At 66.1% G+C, this 16,795-nt stretch carries 16 protein-coding genes; 10 read left to right on the top strand and 6 right to left on the bottom strand.

Annotation, left to right across the window (positions count from 1 at the left end; all coding sequences use genetic code 11):
• Positions 1-130 precede the first annotated feature (130 nt).
• Genes TK49_RS09915 through TK49_RS09900 form a run of 4 tightly spaced genes read left to right on the top strand, consistent with a single transcriptional unit; the run spans position 131 to position 2,754 of the window.
• Complete coding sequence (locus TK49_RS09915; RefSeq protein WP_045786533.1) at positions 131-793, top strand: tetratricopeptide repeat protein; 663 nt, start codon at positions 131-133, stop codon at positions 791-793.
• 41 nt (positions 794-834) lie between these two features.
• A complete protein-coding gene (locus TK49_RS09910; protein WP_045786532.1) occupies positions 835-1,407 on the top strand; it encodes a peptidylprolyl isomerase in 573 nt (190 codons plus the stop codon).
• 25 nt (positions 1,408-1,432) lie between these two features.
• Complete coding sequence (locus TK49_RS09905) at positions 1,433-1,939, top strand: peptidylprolyl isomerase (RefSeq protein WP_045786531.1); 507 nt, start codon at positions 1,433-1,435, stop codon at positions 1,937-1,939.
• A complete protein-coding gene (locus TK49_RS09900) occupies positions 1,936-2,754 on the top strand; it encodes a UDP-2,3-diacylglucosamine diphosphatase (protein WP_045786530.1) in 819 nt (272 codons plus the stop codon). Before TK49_RS09905 ends, TK49_RS09900 begins: the two co-directional genes overlap by 4 nt.
• 16 nt (positions 2,755-2,770) lie before the next feature.
• Here the strand turns inward: TK49_RS09900 and cysE are convergent, their stop codons facing one another.
• Complete coding sequence (gene cysE / locus TK49_RS09895) at positions 2,771-3,517, bottom strand: serine O-acetyltransferase (protein WP_045786529.1); 747 nt, start codon at positions 3,515-3,517, stop codon at positions 2,771-2,773.
• A gap of 145 nt (positions 3,518-3,662) precedes the next feature.
• Positions 3,663-4,535, bottom strand: coding sequence for an RNA methyltransferase (locus tag TK49_RS09890; RefSeq protein WP_045786528.1), 873 nt, complete (start codon positions 4,533-4,535; stop codon positions 3,663-3,665).
• A 122-nt stretch (positions 4,536-4,657) separates the two neighbouring features.
• Here TK49_RS09890 and TK49_RS09885 point away from each other — a divergent pair, with 122 nt between their 5' ends.
• Positions 4,658-5,470: an inositol monophosphatase family protein gene (locus TK49_RS09885; RefSeq protein WP_045786527.1), complete on the top strand. Its 813-nt coding sequence runs from the start codon at positions 4,658-4,660 to the stop codon at positions 5,468-5,470.
• A gap of 342 nt (positions 5,471-5,812) precedes the next feature.
• Positions 5,813-6,514 (top strand): MOSC domain-containing protein, encoded by a 702-nt coding sequence (locus tag TK49_RS09880; protein WP_045786526.1) that lies wholly within the window; start codon positions 5,813-5,815, stop codon positions 6,512-6,514.
• On the opposite strand, the gene TK49_RS09875 is transcribed toward TK49_RS09880, so the two are convergent.
• The gene (locus TK49_RS09875) at positions 6,511-8,355 is read right to left on the bottom strand and encodes a methyl-accepting chemotaxis protein (protein WP_045786525.1); all 1,845 of its coding nucleotides are present in this window, start codon (positions 8,353-8,355) and stop codon (positions 6,511-6,513) included. The two genes, TK49_RS09880 and TK49_RS09875, sit on opposite strands and share 4 nt — an antisense overlap.
• Positions 8,356-8,621: 266 nt before the next feature.
• Here TK49_RS09875 and mutS point away from each other — a divergent pair, with 266 nt between their 5' ends.
• Positions 8,622-11,270, top strand: a complete 2,649-nt coding sequence (gene mutS / locus TK49_RS09870; RefSeq protein WP_045786524.1) for a DNA mismatch repair protein MutS — start codon at positions 8,622-8,624, stop codon at positions 11,268-11,270.
• Between the two features lie 53 nt (positions 11,271-11,323).
• Positions 11,324-12,313 carry a metallophosphoesterase gene (locus TK49_RS09865; protein ID WP_233902537.1) on the top strand — a complete coding sequence of 330 codons (990 nt, stop codon included), beginning with the start codon at positions 11,324-11,326 and terminating at the stop codon, positions 12,311-12,313.
• Positions 12,314-12,358: 45 nt separating this feature from the next.
• Here the strand turns inward: TK49_RS09865 and TK49_RS09860 are convergent, their stop codons facing one another.
• Entirely contained in the window at positions 12,359-12,886 is a 528-nt protein-coding gene (locus tag TK49_RS09860) for an FKBP-type peptidyl-prolyl cis-trans isomerase (RefSeq protein WP_045786522.1), read from the bottom strand.
• An 11-nt stretch (positions 12,887-12,897) separates the two neighbouring features.
• On the opposite strand from TK49_RS09860, the gene TK49_RS09855 reads away from it, so the two are divergent.
• Both TK49_RS09855 and TK49_RS24940 read left to right on the top strand, forming a co-directional pair.
• Positions 12,898-14,139 carry a ribosomal protein uL16 3-hydroxylase gene (locus TK49_RS09855; protein WP_045786521.1) on the top strand — a complete coding sequence of 414 codons (1,242 nt, stop codon included), beginning with the start codon at positions 12,898-12,900 and terminating at the stop codon, positions 14,137-14,139.
• A gap of 227 nt (positions 14,140-14,366) precedes the next feature.
• A complete protein-coding gene (locus tag TK49_RS24940) occupies positions 14,367-14,615 on the top strand; it encodes a hypothetical protein (protein WP_045786520.1) in 249 nt (82 codons plus the stop codon).
• A gap of 136 nt (positions 14,616-14,751) precedes the next feature.
• On the opposite strand, the gene TK49_RS09845 is transcribed toward TK49_RS24940, so the two are convergent.
• Together TK49_RS09845 and bamC are read right to left on the bottom strand one after the other, a co-directional pair.
• Positions 14,752-15,537, bottom strand: coding sequence for an MBL fold metallo-hydrolase (locus TK49_RS09845; RefSeq protein WP_045786519.1), 786 nt, complete (start codon positions 15,535-15,537; stop codon positions 14,752-14,754).
• A gap of 34 nt (positions 15,538-15,571) precedes the next feature.
• Complete coding sequence (gene bamC / locus TK49_RS09840; protein WP_045786518.1) at positions 15,572-16,780, bottom strand: outer membrane protein assembly factor BamC; 1,209 nt, start codon at positions 16,778-16,780, stop codon at positions 15,572-15,574.
• Positions 16,781-16,795 lie beyond the last annotated feature (15 nt).

Genomic DNA, 16,795 nt, shown 5'->3' with positions numbered 1-16,795 from the left:
TGCGCCGACGAGTCGGGCGGCCGGCGCGCCGGCTTGCTCCCCGTCAAGCACCTTTCCCGATGCGCATGGCCGCTGCTGCGCACAAAGACGGTTTGTTAGAATGCGGCGGAGTATAACGGAACCGATTCTCATGAACAGTACGCTGCGTCTGCACGGTGCAACCCTGTGCGCTGCAACCCTGGCCTGCCTGCTTGCCGTGTCAGCCACGCCGGCCATCGCCCAGACCGCCGGCATTGCACTGCCGGCAGACCTGACGCCGAGCAACCAGCAACCGCCGCAGGTCGCACGCCAGAAGCGCATCGATGATGAACTCGCCGGCAAGCGATACGCCGAGGCGCTGGCCGAGTTGGACAAGGATGTCGCGGCGCAACCGCGCAACGCGCAGGCCCGTTTCCAGCGTGGCGTGGCGCTTGCCGGCCTGGGCCGCAGCGACGATGCCATCGTGGCATTCAGCCAGATGACGCAGGACTTCCCTGAACTGCCCGAGCCATACATCAACCTGGCGGCGCTGTATGCCGAACGCGGCGAGCTGCTGCGTGCGCGGGACAGCCTCATCATGGCGAGCCGCGTGGCGCCCGAGAATGCGCTGGCGCAATCGAACCTCGGCGATATTTACGTCCGTCTGGCCGCCCAGTCATACCAGAACGCGATCAAGCTGAACCCGAAGAACGCCAACGCACGTGCACGCCTGGATGCGCTGCCCGACCTCCCGGGCGTGCATCCCGCTGCAGAGCCCGCTGCCGCACTGCCCGCCGCAAGCGGCGTCACCGGCAAACCGGCCAAGCGTCATTGAGGCGCGCGGCCATTCTCCTTTCCGATCCTTCCCTCTCGATCATGCTTCGTATTCGCTCTCTCTTTGCCGGGCTGGTGTGTGCGCTGGCCGTGTCCGCGGCTGCGGCAGCCGCGCCCGCGCCGCGCGTCCAGTTCAAGACGTCGATGGGCAACTTCACCGTGGAGGTCTATCCGGACAAAGCCCCCAAGACGGTCGCCAACTTCCTGCAGTACGTGAAGGATGGTTTCTACAAGGGCACGATCTTCCATCGCGTGATGGACGGTTTCATGATCCAGGGCGGCGGCTTCACGCCCGACATGAAGCAGAAGGACACCCGCCCGCCCGTCGAGATCGAATCGAAGAACGGCCTGAAGAACGACAAGTACACGATCGCCATGGCCCGCACCATGGATCCGAACTCCGCCACCGCTCAGTTCTACGTGAACGTGGTCGACAACAACATGCTGAACTACCCTGGTCAGGACGGTTACGGCTATACCGTCTTCGGCAAGGTGGTCGAGGGCACCGACACCATCGACAAGATCAAGGCCGTGGAAACCACGACCCGGTTCCCCCACCAGAATGTGCCCGTGAAGCCGATCGTCATCGAATCGGCCACCGTCGTCTCCAAGTAACGCTTTGCTCACCGAAGGAAACATCATGACCACTGTCAAGCTGCACACCAACCACGGCGACATCACGCTCGCCCTGGACGCCGAAAAGGCGCCCAAGACCGTCGCCAACTTCGTGAGCTACGTCAAGGACGGCCACTACAACAACACGGTGTTCCACCGCGTCATCAAGGGCTTCATGATCCAGGGCGGCGGCTTCGAACCGGGCAACGACATGAAACAGAAGCCGACCAAGGCCCCGATCGAGAACGAAGCCAACAACGGCCTGAAGAACGAGCGCGGCGCCATTGCCATGGCACGCACCAATGATCCGCACTCGGCCACGGCCCAGTTCTTCATCAACACGGTCGACAACGACTTCCTGAACCACACCTCGCCGACGCCGCAAGGCTGGGGCTACGCCGTCTTCGGCAAGGTGACCGAAGGCATGGACGTGGTCGACAAGATTCGTGCCGTGCGCACCGGCAACCGCGGCTTCCACCAGGACGTGCCGATGGAAGACGTGATCATCGAAAGCGCCGAAGTCATCGAATGATCGACGCAGCGCACGCCTCCACGGCATCCGCGCTGAAGACACCGGTCCGGGTTTCCGGGCCGGTGTTTTTTATTTCGGATCTGCACCTGACGGCCAGCATGCCCGCCACCGCCGCCGCGTTCGAGCGCTTCATGCGCACGCGCGCACGCGAAGCACGCACGCTGGTCATACTGGGCGATTTCTTCGAGTACTGGGTCGGCGATGAAGAACTCGTCGACCCGTTCCACCAGCACATCGCCAGCCTGCTCGCCGAGCTGGCGAACGCCGGCACGCGCGTGCTGTTCATGCACGGCAATCGCGATTTCCTGCTCGGCGAGCGCTTCCTGGCGGCCGCACATGCCACGCTGCTGGGCGACCCGAGCGTTCTGGAAGTCGATGGCGAGCGCATCGCACTCGCCCATGGCGATGCGCTGTGCACCCGTGACGCGGCCTACATGCGCTTTCGCCGCTGGACGCGCAGGCGCTGGGTGCAACGGATCTTCCTGGCGATGCCGCTGCGCTGGCGGCTGAGGATCGCGCAGAAGATGCGCGCGGAGAGCGAAGCCGGCCGTGCCATGTCCGCCAACGTGGCAGGCGAACCACGCGCCGCCGCAATGATGGGCGACGTCGCGCCCGAAGCCGTCGATACGCTGTTCAAGGCCGCCGGCACCGCCACGCTGATCCACGGCCACACGCACCGCCCGCAGCTGCATCATGAACCGGCCGGCAGGCGCTGGGTGCTCTCCGATTGGGATTTCGATGCGCCGCAGCCGCGCGGCAGCTTCCTCAAATTCGACAAAGGCGCATGGACCGTCGAGCCGGTGACGGCGTCATGACCGTCACCGCCCGGCCCTACTTCAGCATCCGCTTCAGCTCGCTCGCATCGAACGGATCGTTCGGCGAGTTCTCGAGGTGCGCGCCCAGGCGGTCGAGTGCAGACAGGATCGACTCGATGCGCTCCTGCTGGAGCGCGCTGTGGTCGATCAACCGCTTGAGCGCCAGCGACACCGGATCATCGGCGTCCGGCGTGATCCCGTAGGCCGAGAACTCCTGCTTGAGCGCCGGCTGGGCCTCCTTGGGCGTATCGCGCTCGACGATGCGTGCCGGAATGCCCACGGCCGTGGCGCCCGGCGGCACCGGCTTGAGCACCACCGCATTGGAGCCAACCCGCGCGCCGTCCCCGATGACGAAGCCGCCGAGCACCTTGGCGCCCGCGCTCACCACCACGCCCTTGCCGAGCGTCGGATGCCGCTTGGCGCCCTTGTACAGGGAGGTGCCGCCCAGCGTGACGCCCTGGTAGATCGTGCAATCGTCGCCAATGTCGGCCGTCTCGCCGATCACCACGCCCATGCCGTGATCGATGAACACGCGCCGGCCGATCGTCGCGCCAGGGTGAATCTCGATGCCGGTCAGAAAACGCCCGAGGTGCGAAAGCCACCGCCCCAGCCACTTGAAACCGCCGTTCCAACACGCATGCGCGACCCGATGGACGATGACGGCGTGCAGACCCGGATAGCAGGTCAGCACTTCCCAGCGACTGCGCGCGGCCGGGTCTCGCTCCATGATGGCGCGGATATCTTCGCGAATGCGTGTGAACATCTTGGTCGTGTGTGGATCGTTATGAAACTGCCGCGCATCGGTGTGCGCTGGGGGCAGTGTAAGGCATCCCTTACCGCGCGATGGCAAGGGTTTTAGCCCGACGGACAGACGCAGCGCGCCGCCGTGCAGGCGGCGATCAGGACGATCAGCGACAGTCGTCGGCTGCGCCCGTGGGCGGCGTGGCCGCATCGCCGCGGCGGCCCAGCATGCGCTTGGCGATCCCGCGCAGGATGTTGACCTCCTCGGTCTCCAGCTGGGTGCGGGCAAACAGACGCCGCAGGCGCGGCATCAGCTTCTTCGGCTGTGCGGGGTCGAGAAAGCCGATCTCGACGAGGCCGCGCTCGAGGTGCTCGAACATGCCGTCGATCTGCTCGGCGGTAGCCGGCTCGCCGACAAAGCCGACGCCCTCGACGCGCGTGTCGCCCGTGCCGGTGTCGGCCAGCAGCGCCATGCGCACCTCGTACGCGATCAACTGCACCGCCTGCGACAGGTTCAGCGAGGCATAGGCCGGGTTGGCAGGAATGTGCGTGACGACATGGCAGCGCTCCACCACCTCGTTTGGCAGGCCGAAGCGCTCGTTGCCAAAGACGAAGGCAACCGTCGTGTCCGGCGCGGCCAGCAAGGCGGCCACCTCGTCCGCGGCAGCGCGCGGGCCGATGCGGCGCGGGCCGAATTCACGCGGGCGCGCGGTCAGGGCGATGGTGAGCGAAGCCCCGGCCAGCGCTTCACCAATGTCCTCGACGACGCGCGCATTAGCAAGCACGTCGTCGGCGCCGCTTGCCATGGCAACGGCATCGGCATGCGAGGTGGCGTCGGCTTGGCGCGGGCGCACGAGCACGAAGCTGCCCGCATCGGCGAATCCCATCGTCTTGAGCGCACGTGCCGTCGAGCCGACATTGCCGGGGTGGCTCGTCTCCACCAGCACGAAACGGCAGCGGGCTGCGCGCTGGCGCAACGTTTCCGGGTCGGCGAGTGTGGGGTTCGGTGCTGTTTCCGGGGCGACGGAGGCGGGGTTCATATACAATACGGCCACTCTTTTGACGGCGGGCAGGATCGCGAGATTGGCCCGCCGCTCGTTCTTCTACAATTCGCTGTGTTGTTTCGCCTGCCGCCAAGGCGCGCCAGGCGCGGAGATCCGTCATGCATCCGATGCTCAATATCGCCGTCCGGGCTGCCCGCAAGGCCGGCACCATCATCAACCGCGCGTCCTTCGACGTCGATAGCCTGCGCGCCGAGCGCAAACAGCACAACGATTTCGTCACCGAAGTCGATCGCGCGGCCGAAGCCGCGATCATCGAAGTCATCAAGACAGCCTACCCCGATCACGCGATTCTAGCGGAAGAGTCCGGCCAGTCCTGGGCCGACGGCGAGACCGCCAGCGAAAACGTCTGGGTGATCGACCCGCTGGACGGCACCACCAACTTCATCCACGGCTTTCCGCAATACGGCGTGTCGATCGCGTTGATGCAGCGCGGCGTGGTCACGCAGGCCGTGGTGTATGACCCGACGCGCGACGAACTCTTCACCGCGTCCAAGGGCGCCGGCGCGTTCCTGAACAACCGCCGGATCCGCGTCACGCGCCGCGACAAGCTGGCCGACTGCCTGATCGGCACCGGCTTCCCGTATCGCGACATGGAGGGCCTGTACGACTACACGCGCCTGTTCGCCACCATGACGGAAAGCTGCAAGGGCCTGCGCCGCCCCGGCGCCGCCGCCCTGGACCTCGCATACGTGGCCTGCGGCCGCCTCGACGGCTTCTTCGAGCAGGGCCTGAGCAAGTGGGACATGGCCGCCGGCTCGCTGCTGGTCACGGAATCGGGCGGGCTGGTCGGCAACTACAGCGGTGAATCGGGCTACCTCGACCAGGGCGAAATCCTGGCCGGCAACCCGAAGGCCTTTGTGCAGATGATCAAGATCACGGCGCCGTTCTCGCGGGCGAAGGCTGAGGCCTGATCGCACGGCCATCCCTGCAGGCAGAAAAAACCCGCCCTCGCGCGGGTTTTTTCTTTCCGGCTGGAGACCGTGCGCGGCACACCGCCGGCCGAGCTTGACGATGACAAACCCACAGCGTGTGCGCGGGTTTTGCGCTGCTCGACCGTCGTTCACAATGAGCGTCCTCTTTGTGCGACGCCTTGCCATGAACACTGTCCTCGACCTGCGCCACGTTCCGTCGGAGCCCATCGGCCTATTGCAGCCACATCGACGAAAGCCGGGCCACGCCCACACTGGGGCAACCCGTGCCTCGCAACACACCGGCAAAGCGATGACCTGCCGGGCCGACCGCGCGGAGGCCGCATGACGCTGCCCCGCCCCATCCGCATCGAGACCCTCCTCATCGGCCGCGCCGTCGACTACACCCGCCCCGGCTCGCGCAGCGCCATCGACAAACGCCCGGTAGCCGATGCCGTGCAGATAGGCATCAACGGCATCACCGGCGATGAGCAAGGCGACCTGCGCGTGCACGGTGGCCCGGACAAGGCGATCCACCATTACCCATTCGATCATTACGCGGCTTGGCAGGCAGACCTGGGGGCCCGGCCGCTGCTGGCGCAAGCCGGCGCCTTTGGCGAAAACTTCAGCACGATGGGTGTGACCGAGGCCGACGTCTGCGTGGGAGACCGGCTGCGCGCCGGCAACGTGGTGCTGGAGGTCTCGCAGCTGCGCCAGCCGTGCTGGAAGCTCAACGACCGTTTCGACACGCGCGACATGGCGCGCCGCGTGCAGCACACCGGCCGCACCGGCTGGTACTACCGCGTGCTGGAAGGCGGCACGCTGCGCGCGGGCGACACCCTGGAATGGCTCGAGCGCCCGTGGCCGCAGTGGCCGCTGGCGCGGGTGCTGGACGTGCTCTATCGCAACATGCTCGACCATGCTGCGTTGACCGACATGCTGGCGCTACCGCTCACGCCATCGTGGCGCAAGCTGGTGGAAGGCCGACTCGCGCGCGGCGAAGTCGAGAGCTGGGCCAAGCGGATCGATGGCCCAGCGGCCGGTTAGAACGTTTCCCAGTCGGAATCGTCTCCGGCGGCGACCAGGGGCTTCGCCTTGGTGAGACTGGCCGGCACCACCGGCGGCGCCGGTTTGTCTGCCGACGCGGCGACCGGCTTGTCGGCTGCCTTGCGCAGCACGGGCGCCTTGCGCGGAGTGAGCCGGGCCTTGGCAGCCTCGGCGCTCGGTTTGGCCGGTTCGCGTTGCGTCTTCGACCCATCCTGAACGGCCGGTGCCGCTGCGGGCGCGACGGCCATCGGTTCGGCCTTCGCTGGCGCCAGCGGTGCCGCACGCAGGGCGTCTGCATTCAGGCGGAACTGCGCGACGATCTGCGTGAGGCTCGCCGCCTGTTCTTCGAGCGACTGCGCGGCCGCCGCGGCCTGCTCGACCAATGCTGCGTTCTGTTGCGTGGCGTCATCGAGCTGCGTGACCGCGTGGCTGACTTCTTCAATGCCGGAGCGCTGCTCCTGGCTCGCGGCCGTGATCTCGCCCACGATATCGGTCACGCGCTTCACGCTCGCAACGATTTCACGCATGGTCGTGCCGGCTTCTTCCACCAGCGCGCTGCCAGCCTCCACGTTGCCGACCGAATCGTCGATGAGCGCCTTGATCTCCTTGGCCGCTGCCGCGCTGCGCTGGGCGAAGCTGCGCACCTCGCCGGCCACCACGGCAAAGCCGCGGCCCTGCTCGCCCGCGCGCGCCGCTTCCACAGCGGCGTTCAATGCGAGGATGTTGGTCTGGAACGCAATGCCATCGATCACCCCGATGATGTCGACGATCTTGCGCGACGAGGCGTTGATCGAGCCCATCGTCTCCACCACGCGCGTCACCACCTCGCCACCGCGCAACGCCACGTCGGAGGCCGACGCGGCGAGCTGGTTGGCTTGCTGCGCGTTGTCGGCGTTCTGTTGCACGGTCGACATCAGCTCTTCCATGGCCGACGCGGTTTCTTCGAGCGAACTGGCCTGCTGCTCGGTGCGCGAAGACAGATCCAGGTTGCCGCTGGCAATCTCGCGCGTGGCCGTGCCGATGGTTTCCGACGCGCCCTTGATGCGCCCGATGGTCTGCACCAGCGCGCCGCGCATGCGGCTCATGGCGTAAAGGAGGCTGTGCTGGTCATCCGGGCGCGTGGCGATTTCCACGGTCAGGTCGCCCGCTGCAATGCGGTTGGCCACGTCTGCGGCATAAGCGGGATCGCCGCCCAGGGTGCGCTGCAGGCTGCGGTTGGCCACGCCCGCCAGCAGCACCAGCACCACGGCCACCGCCGCCAGCAGGCCGCCGGTCTGATACAGCGAGAGCATGAAGGCCGCATTGATGTCGTCGATGTACGCGCCGGTCGAAACGATCCAGTCCCACGGTTCATACCGCAGCACGTAGGCGAGCTTCGGCACCGGTTCCGTGCCGCCCACGCGCGGCCACACGTAACGCGTGAAGCCGCCATCCGGCTGCTTGGCCGCGTTGGTCATGTCGACGTAGATCGCGTTGCCCTGCGAATCCTTGAAATCGCTGCGCTTCTGCCCGATCAGGTTGGCCGCCACCGGGTGCATGACCACCACTTCCTGCGAGTTCGTGATCGTGAAGTAGCCGTCCTTGTCATAGCGCAGCGCCTTGAAGCGCTCCAGCGCCTGCTTCTGTGCCTCGTCCTTGGTCAGGGTGCCGGCACGTGCCAGGTCGTCGTACTGCTTGACGAGGTTGACGGCCTGCGTGGTGACGCTCACCAGGTTGTTCTTGCGCTCTTCCATGCGGATCGCGCGTGCCTGCCAGGCGTTGAATACCGAGATCAGCGTCAGCGCGATCAGGCTGAATACCAGCGGCAGCCAAAGCTTTTGGCGGAAGCTGAGCTTGTTCATTCCAGACTCTCCGGATACGGAGCACGCGCGGCATGTGCGGGCGGGCTCTTCCATGGGTTGAGGGTTCCAAAAGGACTAACGGCACGGCTGGCGCAGTTCTTGAGCGATTCCGGCGCGAGCGGCCCCACCCGCAGGTGGGCGATGACGCGTCCGGCACGCTGCAAAAGCCCGTCGCCCACCTGTGCAACAATTGCGCGATTCCAGATTCAACCCCCGGCGCGCGACCGCCCGATCGCACGCCGCGCCTCCGTCTTTATTTGCACCGCATGGCTGAACACTCCGCTCCGGCTCTGGAGATCGACCCGAAATACGGCCCCTTCGACAAGCACACGCCGATGATGCAGCAGTACCTGCGTCTGAAGGCTGGGCACCCGAACACGCTGGTCTTCTACCGCATGGGCGACTTCTACGAGCTCTTCTTTGAAGACGCCGAAAAAGCCGCCCGCCTGCTCGATATCACGCTCACCGCGCGCGGCAGCTCCAACGGCATGCCGATCCGCATGGCCGGCGTGCCGTTCCACGCTGTCGAGCAGTACCTGGCCAAGCTGGTCAAGCTCGGCGAGTCGGTTGCCATCTGCGAACAGATCGGCGACCCGGCCACCACCAAGGGCCCGGTCGAGCGCAAGGTCGTACGCGTCGTCACGCCCGGCACACTGACGGATGCGGCGTTGCTCTCCGACAAGGTCAACAACCACCTGCTCGCCATTGCGCACGTGCCGGGCAAGCGCGGTGCCGCGCCGCTGATAGGCCTGGCATGGCTGAACCTCGTCGGCGGCGAGCTGCGCGTGATGGAGTGCAGCCCCGACCAGCTCGAACGCGAGCTCGAACGCATCCGCCCCGCTGAAGTGCTGGCCGATGACGCCACGCTCAACACCATCCAGTACGACGCCGCCCGCACGCGCCTGCCCGACTGGCACTTCGACGTGGACGCCGGCGCGCGCCGCCTGCGCGAGCAGCTGGGCGTGACCAGCCTCGTCGCGTTCGGTGCGGAAACGTTGACCGCCGCGCTCGCCGCCGCCGGTGCGCTGCTGAACTACGCGGCGTCCACGCAGGGCCAGTCGCTGCGCCATGTCATCGGCCTGACGGTCGAGCACGAAAGCGAGTTCATCGGCCTGGACACCGCCACGCGCCGCAACCTGGAGCTGACGGAGACGTTGCGTGGGCAGGAGTCACCCACGCTGTTCTCACTGCTCGATACCTGCTCGACCAGCATGGGCAGCCGCCTGCTGCGGCACTGGCTGCATCACCCGCTGCGCGAACGGGCGGTGCCGCAGGCGCGCCAGCAGGCCATCGAGGTGCTGCTCGGCAGCGACTGGCGGACGCTGCGTGCGACGCTGCGCACGCTGTCGGACGTGGAGCGCATCACCGGGCGGCTGGCGCTGCTCTCTGCGCGCCCGCGCGACCTGTCTTCGCTGCGCGATACGCTTGCCCGCCTGCCCGAGATTCGCGAAGCACTGCCGCAAAGCGATGCCGCCCCGCTGCTAGCGGAATTGCGCGCCGCCCTGGCCGTGCCCGAAGACGCCCATGCGCTGCTCCAGCGCGCCGTGATGGCCGAACCGGCCGCGATGGTGCGCGACGGTGGCGTCATCGCACGCGGCTACGACGCCGACCTGGACGAGTTGCGCGACATCTCCGAAAACTGCGGCCAGTTCCTCGTCGACTTGGAAGCCCGCGAGCGCGAGCGCACCGGCATCGCGAACCTGCGTGTCGAATACAACCGCGTGCACGGCTTCTACATCGAAGTCACCAACGGCCAGGCCGACAAGGTGCCCGACGACTACCGCCGCCGCCAGACGCTCAAGAATGCCGAGCGCTACATCACGCCCGAGCTGAAGGCGTTTGAAGACAAGGCCCTCTCCGCGCAGGACCGCGCGCTCTCGCGTGAGAAGCTGCTCTACGAAGAGCTGCTCCAGAAGCTGCTGCCGCACCTGGCCGAGTTCAAGCGCATTGCCGCGGCGCTGGCGCAGGCCGACGTGCTGGCCACGCTGGCCGAACGGGCGCACGCGTTGTCGTGGTCCCGTCCGACGCTCACGGATGTTCCGGGCATCGAACTCACGCGCGCCCGCCATCCCGTGGTCGAGCAGCAGGTCGAACAGTTCGTCGCAAACGACTGTGTGCTGCAGGACACGCGCAAGCTGCTGCTGATTACCGGCCCGAACATGGGCGGTAAATCGACCTTCATGCGGCAAACCGCGCTGGTCGTGCTGCTCGCCTACGTGGGCGCCTTCGTGCCGGCCGAAGCGGCCACCATCGGCCCGATCGACCGCATCTTCACGCGCATCGGCGCCGCAGACGACCTCGCCGGGGGGCGCTCGACCTTCATGGTGGAGATGACCGAAGCGGCCGCCATCCTGCACCGCGCGACGCCCAACAGCCTGGTGCTGATGGACGAGATCGGCCGCGGCACCAGCACGTTCGACGGCCTGGCGCTCGCATGGGCGATTGCGCGACATCTGCTGTCGCACAATCGCAGTCACACGCTGTTCGCGACGCACTACTTCGAGCTGACGCAACTGCCGCAGGAGTTTGCCCAGGCGGCCAACGTCCACCTGTCGGCGGTGGAACATGGCGATGGCATCGTCTTCCTGCATGCGGTGCAGGAAGGGCCGGCCAGCCAGAGCTACGGTCTGCAGGTTGCGCAGTTGGCTGGCGTGCCGCAGGCGGTCATCCGCGCGGCGCGCAAGCGGCTGGCCTGGCTCGAGCAGCATTCGGCCGACACGGGCGCCACCCCGCAACTGGATCTGTTCGCCCTCGCCGAGTGCCCGGACGATGAAGACGACGCGGCATCCACCGAGGCGCCCGACACTGCCCTGGCCGAAGCACTCGCCGGCCTCGACCCTGACGACATGACGCCGCGCGAGGCGCTCGATGCGCTGTACCGGCTGAAGGCGCTCGCCGGATCTGGGGCCGGATGATGCAGCCCCGCCCGGCTCTTCGTCGCTGCATCGGCGCTGCCCTGGCGGCAGTCATGCTGCTTTGGGCGCCGGTTCAGGCCGCGCCCGGCAGGCAAGCAAAAGCGCCGGGCGGGTTCAGCTTTGCCGTCATCGGCAACGTGCCGGAACGCCCGGAAGACGTTGCGCCCGCGCGCGCCTTGCTTGACGCCATCGATGCCGAGCACCCGGCCTTCGTCGTGCACCTGGGCAACCTCAAGGGCCGTGATGAATCATGCGCGGACGAGCTCCTCGAAGCGCGCCACGAGCTGCTCGACAGCCTGATTTCGCCCGTCGTCTATATTCCGGGCGACCACGATTGGAGCGATTGCCAGCGCGCTGCCGCCGGCCGCTTTGACCCGCTCGAACGTCTGCTGCGCCTGCGCGAGCTGTTCTACCCCGACGACAACGCGCTCGGCCAGCGCACGATGGCCGTCATGCGCCAGTCCGATCAGGCCAAGTTTCGCAGCTACCGCGAGAACGCCCGATGGATCGTCGACCGTGTGCTGTTCGTCACCCTCAACGTGCCGGGCGACAACAACAACTACAAGACGGCCGGCGGCCGGAACGGCGAATACGAAGACCGGCTCGAAGCGAATCGGCAATGGCTGGCCCGTGCGTTCTCGCTGGCGCACCAGCGCAAGATGGAAGGCATCGTGATCATGATGCAAGCCGATCCGCTGTTCGAAGACGGCTGGGAACATCGCCGTGCTCCGAACCTGCTGGATGGCCTGCTGCGGCGCTCGCACGACGGGTATCTCGCGCTCAAGCGCCAACTGCGCACGCTCACGCGCGACTATGACGGCGCGGTACTCATCATCCATGGGGCCAGCCAGACGCTGCTGCTCGATCGCCCACTCAAGGACGATGAAGGCCGGCCCGATCCGCACGTCATGCGCGCGCGGACTTACGGCTCCCCGGTGCTTGACCAGTGGCTGGAGGTGTCCGTCACGCCGGGCCGGACACCGCTCTTCCACGTGCGCGGACGCCGCGTCGAGGGCGCGCCGCCGTCGCAGACCGCGCAATAGAAAACGGGAGCCGAAGCTCCCGTTCTCGTATCGGACCGATGACGATCAGTGCAGCGTGTGCGGCTTGTCGTCGTCTTCGTCTTCGTCGACGACTTCCAGGCCGTGGTCACCGTGCACGTGGCCGTGCTCGATCTCTTCCGCCGTGGCCTCGCGCACATCGGTCACCTTCAGCTCGAAGCGCAGCGCCATGCCTGCGAGCGGATGATTACCGTCGAGCACGACCTTGTCTTCCGCCACATCGGTGACGGTGTAGACAATGGCGTCTTCCTCGTCTCCGTCTTCGGGCACGCCCTCGAACTGCATGCCAACCTCGAGGGGCTCGGGAAAACGGTCACGCGGCTCGATCTTGATCAGCTCCTGATCGTATTCGCCGAACGCATCGTCCGGCTCGAGCTGCAGCTTGGTCTCGAAGCCTTGCTCATGGCCGTCCAGCGCTTCCTCGATCTTGGGGAACGTGCCATCATAGCCGCCGTGCAAATACACCATCGGCTCATCGGATTCCTCGATGACGTTGCCCTGCGCGTCGGACAGTTTGTAAGCCACCGACACCACCGTATTCTTCGCGATTTTCAATTGCGCACTCCATGAACGAAGTCCCATTATACGCTGCGGATGGCGGCGTCCAACCTGCCCTGGCCGCAGCGCACCCGGCACGGCTGCTCGGCGGCCTGTCGCCACGCGATTTCATGCGCACGCACTGGCAGAAAAAGCCACTGCTGATCCGCCAGGCGCTCTCCGCCGAAGAGATGCGCTCACTGCACTTTCCGCTCTCGCCCGAGCGGCTGCTGGCCCTGGCGCAGCGCCCGGATGTGGAATCCCGGCTGATCGCGCAATCCCGCGGGCGGTGGTCGTTCAATCACGGCCCATTCGACGAGCGCCCGCTGCCCTCACGCAAGACGCGCAACTGGTCGGTGCTGGTGCAAGGCGTGAACCTCGTGGAGCCCGCGGTCGAAGCACTGATGCGGCGCTTTCGTTTCATCCCGGATGCGCGGCTCGACGATGTGATGATCAGCTTTGCCACCGACGGCGGCGGCGTCGGCCCGCATTTCGATTCGTACGATGTGTTCCTGCTGCAGGCGCATGGCAAGCGCCGCTGGCGCATTTCGGCCCAGGACGACCTGTCCCTCGTGCCCGATCTGCCGCTGAAGATCCTCGCGAACTTCCAGCCGGAGGAAGAGTTCGTGCTCGAGCCGGGCGACATGCTGTACCTGCCTCCGCACTACGCCCACGACGGCGTGGCAGAAGGCGACTGCATGACGTACTCGATCGGCTTCCGCTCGCCGTCGTATCGCGAGCTGGCGGGCCACTTCCTGGGCTTCCTCTCGCAGACGCTCGAGGACGATCCGAAATTCGACGGCCGCTACGCCGATCCGGACCAGAAGCCCACGGACCGCCCGGGCGAGCTGCCCGCCGCCATGGTCAAGGCGCTCGCGCAAAAGCTCAATGCGCTGCGCTGGACGCCCGAGCTGGTCGGCGAGTTCCTGGGGGCGTATCTCACCGAGCCGAAGGATCACGTGGAGTTCGTCACGCAACCCCGCTTGCCGCTTGCCCGCTTTGCCGCCCGCGCGCGCAAGGAAGGCATCGTCCTCGACGCTCGCACGCAGGCGTTGTACGACAGCCAGCGGTTCTGGATCAACGGCGATACGTTCGAGCCTCCGGGTACGCTGCTTGCGTGGCTTGCCGCGTTGGCAGATGCCCGCGGTGCAAGCGCTGCGTCGGTGGATGCGGCGGCTGATCTGCCGGACCTCATGGACACCCTGCACGCGTGGTACGAGGAAGGCTGGCTCAGACTTGCAGACCCAGCCCGGCGTTCATTCCGCAGCTGAAACACATCGTTACAAAAGTGGCGGAATCGAGCGTGCGTCCCGCCCCACTCAGCTACACAGGGTAGGTAAAGGCCGCTATAATCCGACGCTAGCTTGCAGCCAAGCAGCTCTTGTGCACTCTGGCTGCCAGCGCAGAAGAAGGTGTCGTACCAGAGCGATAATTACCGGTAATTATTCATCGCCCTTTCTGTTGTTCGCTTTCCATATTCAGTTTAAGGATCGAAAAAATGAAAAAGTCTCTCCTGATCGCCTCGCTGATGGCTGCTGTGGCTCTGGCTGCTTGCGGTAAGAAGGAAGAAGCTGCTGCTCCGGCAGCTGCTCCGGAAGCTTCGGCTCCGGCCGCCGCTGCTCCGGAAGCCTCGGCTCCCGCCGCTGCTGCTCCGGCTGCTTCGGATGCCGCAGCTGCTCCGGCCGCTTCGGACGCTGCTGCCTCGGCTCCGGCTGCCGACGCTTCGGCCCCGGCCGCCAAGCAATAATCGCGTTTCTCGCGAGACAAAAAAGCCGACCTCGGGTCGGCTTTTTTCATGGGCGCATGACCGGGCAAACACCGCCCTGCCCGACCGCCAATCAAAGTTGTTTCTGATTCTTACAAGGCTGCCGGCGACGCGCTCATCAAACGCTGTGCCATGGCAAGCCCTCTTCCTGGTCCGCAATAGGCACCGCCTCCACCCCGATACCCAACGGGACCGCTATGGCCTCGGCGGCGAGCTGCGGCGTGTTGTTCTGCCTGGACAGATGTGCCGCCACAACCGTATGCAGCGCGGCATGGTGTACGCGGGTCAGGATCGCCGCGGCAATGTCGTTCGCCAGGTGACCGAAATCCCCACCGATACGGCGCTTCAGTGACCACGGGTAGGGCGAGTTCTCGAGCATCTCACGATCATGATTGCATTCGAGCACAAGTGCGTGCATGCCTTCCAGATGCGAACACAGGTACTCGGTCGACATGCCAGCATCGGTCAGCACGCCCAGACGCCGCGCACCATCGCTGAAGACGAACTGCAGTGGCTCGCGCGCATCGTGCGGCACCGTGTACGGCAGGATCTGCAGATCGCCGATGCTGAAGACGTCGTCGGCACGACAGAACCGCACGGCTGCACGATCGGCACCGCGCAGTTTCTCGGTCGCGCGATACGTACCGTGGCTGGTCCAGACAGGGATATCGAACTTGGCGGCGAACGCATACGCGCTGCCGACGTGGTCGCTATGCTCGTGGGTGACGAGAATGGCATTGAGGGATTCCGCCGTGCAACCGAGCCGTTCGAGCCGGCGCACGGTTTCGCGGATACCAAAGCCGCAGTCGAGCAGGATGCGCGTGCAGGTCGTGCCATCGCTGGATTCGACCAGCAGCGCATTCCCCTCGCTGCCGCTGCCGAGGCTGGCGAATCTCAGTGTCATCGCCCACCCAGGCAGCTGTACTGCATGATGCCGATCAGCGCAGTTGTTCGTCGAGCAGCGACAGGATGCGCTTGCCGATGTCGCCCGTCTGCGCCGAGCCGTCGTCGTTCTGCACGGTCACGGTCGACGAATTGCCGCCGTCCTTGACCACCACGCGATAGCGCTTGGCACGCTTGAGGTCTTCGATCTTCGTGCCCGAGAACAGGCGCGAGAAGAAGCCCGGCGCATTCGCTTCCGCCTTGGTGTCGGCGTAGCGGACGAAGTACACGCCTTGCGAGCGGTCGCGGTCATCCACGGTGAAGTTCACGCGGTCGAGCGCCAAGCCCACGGTGCGCCAGGCGCGGTCGAAGGGTTCCGGCACCTGCAGAGCGGGCTGGCCATTCGATTGCGTCAGCAGCGACGGGCCTGCGGTGCGCGCAGCCTGGACGCCCTCGGTCGCCTTCGCACCCTGTTCCACCGGATGCGCGGCCTGCGTCTGCGCGAGCTTCTGCTGCGCGGCTTCCTTGCTTGCGCCCAGTCGCTGCATCAGGCGCGAGAGGAATTCGGCCTCCAGCTCGGGATCGGCCGGACGCGGCGTCCACACGGTCTGGTCCTTGGCCGAGCCGACCAGCTGTTCTTGCGCGCCGCGGTGCGAGATGTAGACCTCGACCGTGCCGTTCGGGCCTTTCTCGATGCGGGTGCGGAACTTGTCGCGCTCGCCCGTCGAGTACAGGCCGTCGAACACCTTGCCAACGGTGCGACGGATGATGTCCTGCGGAATCTTCGCGCGGTTCTCGGCCCAGTCGGTTTCCATGATGCCGGTCTCGGGCGAATCAATCACCAGCAGAAAACCGAGTTCTTGCCAGAACGTGCGCAGCTGCGGCCAGAGGGCGTCGGGCGTGGTCTTCACGACGAGCCAGCGCTGGTTGCCGTCGCGCTCGATGCGCATGTCGGACACGGAGGGGAGCACGTTGTCGGCACCCGAGCCCGGCGCCGTCACCTTCGGTGCCGTCGACGTGTAGGCCGACAGCGTAGTCGTGCCCGTGTCCGGTGCGGCGTAGCGGCGATCTGCCTGGATGCTGGTCAGGTCGGGCGGGACTTCGAGCGTCGGCCCCTTCTTGGCCTGCGATTTGTAGTCGATGCGGTCCGGCTGCATCACCTCATTGACGGTATCGCAACCGGAAATCATGGCAACCGACAGCGCGGCCAGCAACAGGTGAGCAGACGTCGCCACAGCCCCGCGACGGGTTTGGTGCAGTTTCATTGACTTGCGATCCTT

It is taken from the genome of Ralstonia mannitolilytica (assembly GCF_000954135.1).
GTDB classification, from domain to species: Bacteria; Pseudomonadota; Gammaproteobacteria; order Burkholderiales; family Burkholderiaceae; genus Ralstonia; species Ralstonia mannitolilytica.
The sequence above is the reverse complement of the archived record's forward strand: the minus strand, read 5'-3'. Positions and strand labels throughout refer to the sequence as shown.